Annotated in this window: 7 protein-coding genes and 1 pseudogene; 4 read left to right on the plus strand and 4 right to left on the minus strand. The window is 64.8% G+C overall.

The genetic code is table 11. The features are described 5' to 3' along the window. Position 1: 1 nt before the first annotated feature. The 3 genes and pseudogenes from tnpB to PARACOCCUSGL_RS0113950 all read right to left on the minus strand — a co-directional run. Positions 2 to 193 (minus strand): annotated as a pseudogene (gene tnpB, locus PARACOCCUSGL_RS20660) (IS66 family insertion sequence element accessory protein TnpB); the annotation flags it as partial. Beyond that, the gene (locus PARACOCCUSGL_RS0113940; RefSeq protein WP_010397711.1) at positions 190 to 585 is read right to left on the minus strand and encodes a transposase; all 396 of its coding nucleotides are present in this window, start codon (positions 583 to 585) and stop codon (positions 190 to 192) included. The pseudogene tnpB and the gene PARACOCCUSGL_RS0113940, both read right to left, overlap by 4 nt. Before the next feature lie 596 nt (positions 586 to 1,181). Further along, a complete protein-coding gene (locus tag PARACOCCUSGL_RS0113950) occupies positions 1,182 to 2,078 on the minus strand; it encodes a LysR family transcriptional regulator (protein ID WP_010397713.1) in 897 nt (298 codons plus the stop codon). Positions 2,079 to 2,259: 181 nt separating this feature from the next. Here PARACOCCUSGL_RS0113950 and PARACOCCUSGL_RS0113955 point away from each other — a divergent pair, with 181 nt between their 5' ends. The 4 genes from PARACOCCUSGL_RS0113955 to PARACOCCUSGL_RS0113970 all read left to right on the plus strand — a co-directional run bounded on the left by PARACOCCUSGL_RS0113955 (position 2,260) and on the right by PARACOCCUSGL_RS0113970 (position 8,521). Continuing rightward, a complete protein-coding gene (locus tag PARACOCCUSGL_RS0113955) occupies positions 2,260 to 2,982 on the plus strand; it encodes an isochorismatase family protein (protein ID WP_010397714.1) in 723 nt (240 codons plus the stop codon). Positions 2,983 to 3,074: 92 nt separating this feature from the next. Further along, entirely contained in the window at positions 3,075 to 5,150 is a 2,076-nt protein-coding gene (locus PARACOCCUSGL_RS0113960; RefSeq protein WP_010397715.1) for a hydantoinase/oxoprolinase family protein, read from the plus strand. A gap of 1 nt (position 5,151) precedes the next feature. After that, the gene (locus tag PARACOCCUSGL_RS0113965) at positions 5,152 to 6,933 is read left to right on the plus strand and encodes a hydantoinase B/oxoprolinase family protein (RefSeq protein WP_010397716.1); all 1,782 of its coding nucleotides are present in this window, start codon (positions 5,152 to 5,154) and stop codon (positions 6,931 to 6,933) included. Positions 6,934 to 7,024: 91 nt separating this feature from the next. After that, complete coding sequence (locus PARACOCCUSGL_RS0113970) at positions 7,025 to 8,521, plus strand: NCS1 family transporter (RefSeq protein ID WP_010397717.1); 1,497 nt, start codon at positions 7,025 to 7,027, stop codon at positions 8,519 to 8,521. A gap of 148 nt (positions 8,522 to 8,669) precedes the next feature. On the opposite strand, the gene PARACOCCUSGL_RS22440 is transcribed toward PARACOCCUSGL_RS0113970, so the two are convergent. Continuing rightward, positions 8,670 to 8,899, minus strand: a 230-nt coding sequence (locus PARACOCCUSGL_RS22440; RefSeq protein WP_237701518.1) for a hypothetical protein, incomplete at its 5' end; no start/stop codon positions are given.

Below are 8,899 nucleotides of genomic sequence, written 5' to 3' on the forward strand. Positions count from 1 at the left end.
AAGCCCCTTGCCCGTCCCACCAGATGACCTTCACCAGATCGCCACGACGGCCCCGGAACACGAACAGATGCCCGGCAAACGGGTCCTGCTTCAGCACGGCCTCGGCCTGCGCCGCGAGCGCTGCAAAGCCCTTGCGCATGTCCGTCACCCCGGCCGCCAGCCAGACCCTCGTAGTGGCCGGAACCGGGATCACGCCGTGAGACCCCGGATCAGCCGCGCCAGCGCCTCGGGATCATAGCTCCCGCTGATCCGCATCCGGTGACCGCCGGCCAGCTCGATCTCGATGCGGTTCTCGGCGACAGGCGCTGCCGCAGGTGCCTGCTCTTCCGCGACTATCTCTACCGGCAAAAAGCGCGCCTCCTCCGACGAGGCCGGAACCGACGCCGGGTCGGGCGCAAAGCGGGGATCGCGCAACCACTTGAAGATCAGGTTCGCATTGACCGTGTAGCGTCGCGCCACCTGCGCTACCGAAACGCCCGGCGCAGCCGTCTGGAAACAGATCGACCGCTTCTCCTCATCCGTCCAGAGCCGCTTCGTCCGACGCGCCACGCCATCACCATAGTGTCCACTATCGATGGTGGACACTATCCCGCACCCTCAGCACGCGGCCGGGCGGTCAGGCCGGACGGTTACTGAGCCGATGGTGTTCCTCGGCTATCGCCTTGATGTTCTTGAGCCGCGAGGTTCTGCCGCAAGTCTGGCTCTCGAAGAAATCCTCGTGCTTCTTGCCGGCCACCACTCCGCGGATGGTTCCTTTCGGAGCGGCGGAGCGCTCCGCTGGCGCTTGAAGGGATCAGGCGGGATGCCGAAAGTCGCGCAAAGCGGATTGCCGGCTGTCGAAGATATTTTCGAGACCTGATTCACCTGACACCTCCATCGGACCTCAGTCAAGCGCAGTCAGGTAAAGAAAAGATTGGCCGCAGAGCGGCCAACCGAAGGGGTGTATCAACATTTACCGTAAGGGGCTGGCCGGACAAGCGGCCCCTTTCTTCGATCCCGCCACCTGCGACCGCCAAGCAGCGTTGTGCGGACGTGCCGATGTGGACTGACCCCCGACGGTCACGTCACACTGTCATGCCCCCCGGACCTCGGCCAGAAGCCTGACCCAAGGCCACCCGCTGCCGCGGGCCGCCCGACATCTGCTTGGGCAGCGTTCCCGCCCGTCCCTGAAGGCGCGCCCGTCAGCGCATTCCGGTCAGCTTCGCCACCTCCACGAATTCGCGAACCTGGCGCGAACGGTTCGACCGCTTCCAGGCCAGGACGGTGCTGATGCGAAAGCGCGGATGGATGATCGGCCGCACCTCGACACTGCGGCCCAGGAAGCCGATCAGGCTTTCGGGATAGATGGTCACCCCCAGCCCCGCCGCGACCAGGCCCAGCAGGGCCAGCGTGTTGGACGCCTCGATGGCGATGTTCAGCGATATCCCCTCGGCGCTGAACAGGTTGGACAGGCGCCAGCGGTATTCCTCCCATTCATCGGTGTCGCCCAGGATGATGTCCTGGGCCGCCAGGTCGGCAGGCGTCACCACCGGCAGGCGCAGCAGCGCGTGGTTGCGCGGCGTCACCACATACAGCGGTTCGGTGGACAGCGTCAGGCTGTGATAGTCGGTATGGTCGAACGGCCCGATCATGTAGCCCAGGTCGATCTCGTCATTGGCCAGGGCGATCTTCTGGCCCTGCGTGCGGATATAGCGGATCTTCAGGTCCACATGGGGATGGGCCTGGCGGAACCGCGCCACCGCCGCCGGCATCAGTTCCGTCGCCGCGAATGCCATATAGCCCACGTTCAGCGTCCCCAGCTTGCCTTCCGCGATCCGCCGGGCCAGCTGGATCGAATCCTCGTATCCCCGCAGCAGATGGGCGTTGTCGTCATAGAAGCTGCGCCCGGCCTGGGTCAGCCGGACCTCGCGCGTGGTGCGTTCCAGAAGGCGGAAACCCAGCGTCGCCTCCAGCTTCTGGATGCGGCGACTGAGCGCGGACTGGTCCAAGTGCAGGCGTTCGGCCGCCCGCCGAAAGCTGAGTTCCTCGGCAAGGGTGACAAAGGAATGAACATTCTCGATGCCGGAATGATCGCTCATGGAATGTCACTCCCCGATTGATGCGTATGGCGCATGAATAATTGCTGACATGCCATTTCACTTGGGTCAAGGAACCACGGAATATGATCCCCAGAGCAGCGGATCATCGGCCCGCACGGGGATTGAAGACGGCTCGGGACACAAGGGCGCAGCCCTGCCAACCAAGACAAGGATCACGAGAATGAGCGAAGTGGACACCAAGGAACTGGACCGCCTGCTGCAGGAAGCCTTTGACACCGCCAGCAAGCTTTACAAGGAACGCGGCTTCCAGCGTCGCGTGGGCTTCGGCAAGCGTCCGGCCCTGGTCAGCGTGGACCTGGCCAATGCCTGGACCCGTCCGGGCAACCCCTTCACCTGCGACCAGGAGAAGATGGACAACGAGATCATTCCGGGGATGCAGAAGCTGCTCAAGGCGTTCCGCGCCCAGAACCTGCCGGTCGTCCACGTCACCACCGCCTATGAAATCACCGACCGCAATGCCGATTTCACCGACATGGGCCTGTGGCACAACAAAATCCCCGTGGATGTGGTTGACCTGAAGAACAAGGACCTGTGGGCCATCGACAGCCGCATCGCCCCGATCGAAGGCGAATACACGCTGCTGAAAAAGCGCGCCTCGTCCTTCCACGGCACGGAACTGGCGGGCATCCTGCGGGCCAATAACGTGGACACGATCCTGGTCACGGGCGTCACCGCCTGCGCCTGCGTGCGCCAGACGATCTGCGACGGCATCGCCGACGGCTTCCGCACCATCGCGGTCAAGGAGGCGATCGGCGACCGGGTTCCGGGCGCGGTGGCCTGGAACCTGTTCGACATCGACGCCAAGTTCGGCGACGTCCACACCGTCGATGAATGCGTGGCTTACATCGACAGCCTCGCCGCCCAGAAGATCGCGGCGGAATAAGCACTCCCGCCTGCGCCGGCCCTTGTGGCCGGCGCCTTTTTACAGCGCCCCCCGAAGACGGGCGCGAGCCAACCAACACAGAGAGGTGTCACATGGCCAGGATTGGCGTCGATGTGGGTGGGACAAATACCGATCTTGTCCTTGAATGCGCAAAGGGTGTCTTCTATCACAAGGTTCCGACCACGCTGAAGAACCAGTCGATCGGCGTTGTCCAGGGCGTGCAGGGGATCTGCACCATGGCGGGCATCGACCCGGCCGAGGTCGAGACCATCGTCCACGGCACCACCACCGCCACCAACATCACCATCGAACACAATGGCGCGGAATGCGGGATGATCACCACGCATGGCTTCCGCGACATCCTGCATATCGGGCGGCACAAGCGCCCCTATAACTTCAGCCTGCATTTCGACGTGCCCTGGCAAAGCCAGCCGCTGGTCAAGCGCCGCAACCGCATCGCCGTGCGCGAACGCATCCTGCCCCCGACCGGCGAAATCGCCGAACCCCTGGACGAACAGGCCGTGCGCGACGCCTGCGCCTTGTTCCGCAAGCGCGGCATCAGTTCCGTCGTGATCGGCTTCATGTTCAGCTTCCTCAACGACGCCCACGAGGCCCGCGCGAAAGAGATCGTGCTGGAGGAAATCCCCGGCGCCTATGTCACCATGTCGTCGGAACTGGCCCGCGTGATGCGGGAATACGAACGCTTCTCGACCGCGGCGATGAACTGCTATGTCGGGCCCAAGACCGCCTATTACCTGCGCGACCTGGATGCCCGCCTGCGCGAGGCGGGCGTCACCGCGAAGCTGCGGATCATGCAGTCTAACGGCGGCGTGTCCACGGTTGACAGCTGCGCCCGCCGCCCGATCCGCATCCTGATGTCCGGCCCCGCCGGCGGCGTCATCGGCGGCGCGTCGGAAGGCGAGATGGCGGGCACGCTCAACATCATCACCGTCGATATCGGCGGCACCTCGGCCGACATTTCCACCATTCCCGGCGGGCAGTTGAAGATCATGAACCCGCGCGACACCTATGTGTCGGGCTATCCGGTGCTGACGCCGATGATCGACCTTGTGACCATCGGCGCAGGCGGCGGATCGGTGGCCTTCATCGACGAGGCGGGCGCCTTCAACGTCGGCCCGCGTTCCGCCGGGTCCGAACCCGGTCCTGCCTGCTATGGCCGGGGCGGGGAAGAACCCACCGTCACCGATGCGCAGATCGTGCTGGGCCGTCTGGACCCCGACATGGCGCTTGGCGGCGACCTGCGGCTGGACGCGGACCTGGCCCGCAAGGCGGTCGAGGAGAAGATCGCCAAGCCCTTGGGCATGTCCGTGAAGGACGCGGCGCTTGGCATCATCAAGATCATCAACAACAACATGGCGCTTGCGATCCGGTCGAACTCCGTCGCGCGCGGCATCGACCCGCGTGAATTTTCCATCATGCCCTTCGGTGGCGCGGGTCCGCTGCATGGCGTAGCCCTGGCCGAGGCGGTCAGCGCGCGCGACGTGATCGTGCCGGTGGCGCCGGGCATCACGGCGGCCGTGGGCCTGCTGAAGACCGACCTGCAATACGAACATACCGAAGCCGGGATCCTGATCCTGAACACCGCCACGGATGCCGACATCGACCGCATCAACGGCCATATCGAAAAGCTGTGCAATGCGGTGCACGAGGAACTGGACGCCGACGGCATCGCCCGCGACGAGCAGGACCTGAAGATCATCGCGGAATGCCGTTATCAGGGGCAGGGCTTCGAACTGCGTGCGGATTTCCCCGACGGCCCGCTGACCCAGGACAACAAGCAGGTCATCATCGACAGCTTCCATGACGCGCATGAAAAGGATTACGGCTATGCCTATCGCAAGGCCGAGGTCGAGCTGATCACGCTGCGGGTCATCGGCTCGGCCAGCGTGCGCCGGATCGAGATTCCGAAGGTGCAGCCCACCGACGGATCGTCGATCGACCGGGCGCTGATGTTCGTGCGCCCGACCACCTTCGACTGCGGCCGCACGCTGGAAACGCCGCGCTATGACCGCACGAAACTGTTCGCGGGGGACCGCGTGCCGGGGCCTGCGATCCTGGTCCAGCACAATTCCACCACCCTGGTTCCGCCCGGCTATGTCGCCGAGACGCTGGACTTCGGCAACACGCGCATCAGCAAGGGGGCCTGACATGAACCAGATGACCAAGATCACCGAGGTCGATCCGATCACGCTGCAAGTGATCCGCGGCGCCTTTGAAACCATCGCCGAGGAAATGGGCCATGTCCTTTACCGGATGTCCTTTTCCTCGATCATCCGGGAAAGCCAGGATCTGGGCGCGGGGCTGTTCGACACGAACTTCAACACGCTCTGCGAATCCGAATCGACGCCGATGCATATCGGGTCCATCCCCGGATACCTGCGCGGCATCGCCGAGACGCTGGAGGACGGCGAATGGTATGAAGGCGACGCGGTGGTCCACAACCACCCCTATCACGGGTCGTCCCACACGCCGGACCTGGCCATCGTCGTGCCGGTCTTCTTCCACGGGCGCCTTGTGGGCTTTGCCGGGAACACCGCGCATCATGTCGATATCGGCGCCGCCACGCCCGGCCTGATCATCGACGTGCCCGATGTCTATGCCGAAGGGATGCTGTTCGCGGGCACCAAGCTTTACCGCAAGGGCGAACCCAACAACGCCATGTGGAACTATATCCGCCGCAATTCCCGCGCGGCGGGACAGCTGGTGATGGATATCGAGGCGCAGATCGCATCGGCCCGTCTGGGCGCGCGCCGCTTCGTCGAACTGCTGGAAAAATACGGCGAAGATATCGTCTTCGGCGCGGCCAACCAGCTGATGGATTACGCCGAGCGCATGACCCGCCAGCGGATCAGCGAGATCCCCGACGGCGATTACACCGCCGAAGGCTGGCTGGACGACGACGGCCGCAACCGCGACCAGCGGCTGAAGGTCAAGGTGACGGTGCGCGTGCGCGGGGACGAAGTCGAGGTGGACCTGACCGGATCTGCCGACCAGACCCCCACGGCCTATAACGTGCCCTTCGAAGGGTCCACCAAGGTCGCGGCCTATGCGGGGTTCCGCAAGCTGCTGCTGGACGCCGCGACATCCGACACGCGGGTGCCGTCGAACGAGGGATCGTTCCGCCCGATCAAGGTCACGGCGCCGCTGGGGTCGATCTTCAATCCCCGCGCCCCCGCCTCGGCCGAGGCCCGCTTTACCCAGTGCAACCGCATGATCGACCTGATCATCCGGGCGCTGGCCCCGGTCATGCCGGAACAGGTGATCGCCGGGTCGTCCGCGTCGATCAGCTTCGCGGCTTATTCCGGCGTGCGGCCCTCGGGCGATTACTGGGTGTTTCTCGAGGTGAACGAGGGCGCCTATGGCGGGCGGCCGCGCAGCGACGGGCCGGACAGCATCGACAACCTGATGGCCAACACCCGCAACAATCCGCTGGAAGACCTGGCGATGCATATCCCGATGATCTGCGACCGCTACGAGCTGCGCGATGACGCTCCTCCGGGCGCGGGGGAATTCCGGGGCGGCATCGGCGTTGTCAAGGCCCAGCGGGTGCTGACGCCCGCCTTCATCACCCACGAATCCGAACGCCATACCGACGCGCCCTGGGGCATCTTCGGCGGCCAGGACGGGGCCTGCGGGCGCTGCACCATCAGCAACCCGAACAAGCCTGGCGAGGAAAAGGAGATGCATTCCAAGTTCTCGGGCCTGGCGGTCGGCGCCAATGACGTGATGACCTATTACAGCCCGAATGGCGGCGGCTACGGCAATCCGCTGAACCGCGCACCCCGCAAGGTGCTCGAGGACGTGCTGGACGGGTTCTGCACCCTCAAGGATGCCCGCGAGGTCTATGGCGTCGCCATCGACCTCGAGGCCGAGACGGTGGACCTTGCCGCCACCGAAAAGCTGCGCCTCGCGATGCAGCGCCAGGACTGACCAGGGGGGCCGCATCGCGCGGCCCTTTCCATATCCGGAGAAGAACGGCCGCACGACGGCCGCATGAATCCAACACACAGGGATAAGCACAATGTCACTGACACAAGACGGGCTGGCCCCGGGGCGCGACCGCACCGCCCTGATCGAGGAAAGCATCCTGCCCACCCGAGCCAACCAGCGGCCCATCGGCATGCTGGGCTATGCCTGGATTTGGGTCGGCATCGCGGTCATAATCGCCACCTATTCGCTGGGCGCCACCGGCATCCAAGGCGGGTTCAGCTTGGGCGCGGTTGCGCTGACGATCCTGGTGGCGAACCTGGCCATCGGCGCGCTGATGCTGCTGACCGCCGATATCGGCACCGAGCACGGGCTGCCCTTCGCGGTCTATCTGCGCGCGCCCTTCGGATTGCACGGCACGCATCTGCCCGCCGTCTCGCGCGGGATCGTGGCGGCGATGTGGTTCGGCATCCAGACCTATTTGGGCGCGCTGGCATTGAACGGGATCGGCGAATACTTCCTGGGCTTTTCCAACTGGTTCCTGTGGTATGCGCTTTTCGCCGCCGTGCAGGTCGCCAATACCATGCTGGGCATCAAGTCGGTCGAGCGGCTGGCCTCGCTGGCCGCCCCGGCGATCATCGCGATTTCCGCCTGGATGTATTTCACGCTGGAAGGCGTCGCGGAAACCAAGGGCCTCAACATCTGGACCTTCCGGGCGGAAGGGCAGGCGTCCCTGTTCGTGCTGTTCATCGCCAACATGAGCTTCTGGTCCACCATGGCGATCGACATCCCGAACCTGACGCGCTTCGTGAAGACCCGCACCGGCACCCGCGGCTTCCTGCAGCGCAACAAGGCGATCTTTCTAGCACAACTGGTGGCGCTGCCGGTGACGCAAGCGATGATCGCGGGCATCGGCGCGGTGTCCTTCATCGCCACCGGCAACTGGAACCCGGTCGAGGTGATCCAGGGCGACGCGCAGGGCATCGCGCTGCTGGTGCTGCTGATCCTCGTCGTGCTGGCGCAATGGTCCACCAACAACTCGGCCAACCTGATCCCGGCCGCGCTGACCTTCATCAACCTCGCACCGCGCGTCATCAACTATCGCATGGCGGTGGTCATCGCGGGCGTGGTGGGCACGCTGTGCTTTCCCTGGCAGATCCTGGACAACCTGTTCGTGTTCCTGGGATATTACGGGGCGTTCCTGTCGGCGATCGGCGGCATCATGGTCGCGGATTACTATGTCATCCGCCGCCGCCGCGTGAACGTGCCCGCGCTGTTCGACCCGGACGGGCAGTATCGCTATGCGCGCGGCTTCAACCCCGCCGGGCTGATCGCCTGGCTGCTGGCGGGGGCAGTCGCGGCCTGGTGGTCGGCCTTCGCCTTCGTGATCGGCTTTCCGCTGGGCTTCCTGCTCTACCTGGTGCTGATGCGGGCCATGGTCCTGCCCCGGCACTGGCAGGCCGAACTGGCGGGCGGGCCGGATGATTTTCTCGCAGCCTCGGTCGGCATGGACTGGGTGCATCTGGGCGGCGGGCGCTTTGCCCGGACACCCTGCGGAACCGGCGGAGCCGAAGGGCGCGAAGACCTGTAAGCGGCGGCGGGCCAAGGGCTGGTGTTCCCGGCCTGCCTTGCAGACATCACGATCCGGCAGGGCAGGTCGTGCCCTGACGGAACCGGACAGTCGGAATCACAGACAGCCTGGACCCGTGTTGCTGGCCGATGTGGTTCTGATCGGCGCGTTACGGGTTTGTTGATCCCCACGACATCGTGTATCGGTTGATCCAGGCCGATGACGTGACGGCCGCCGGGGACAACGAGATGGGCATGAGTGCCGACGGGAACTGCTGAAAATGGCGCTTCTGCTGGGAATTGACAATGGCCTCACCGTGACGAAGGCGGTGAACTTTGACGAAGCGGGGCAGGTGCTTGCCACTGCCCGGTGCCTGTTGATTTCCGTCGAGACGTGACC

It is taken from the genome of Paracoccus sp. TRP, assembly GCF_000185925.1.
Taxonomy (GTDB): Bacteria; Pseudomonadota; Alphaproteobacteria; order Rhodobacterales; family Rhodobacteraceae; genus Paracoccus; species Paracoccus kondratievae.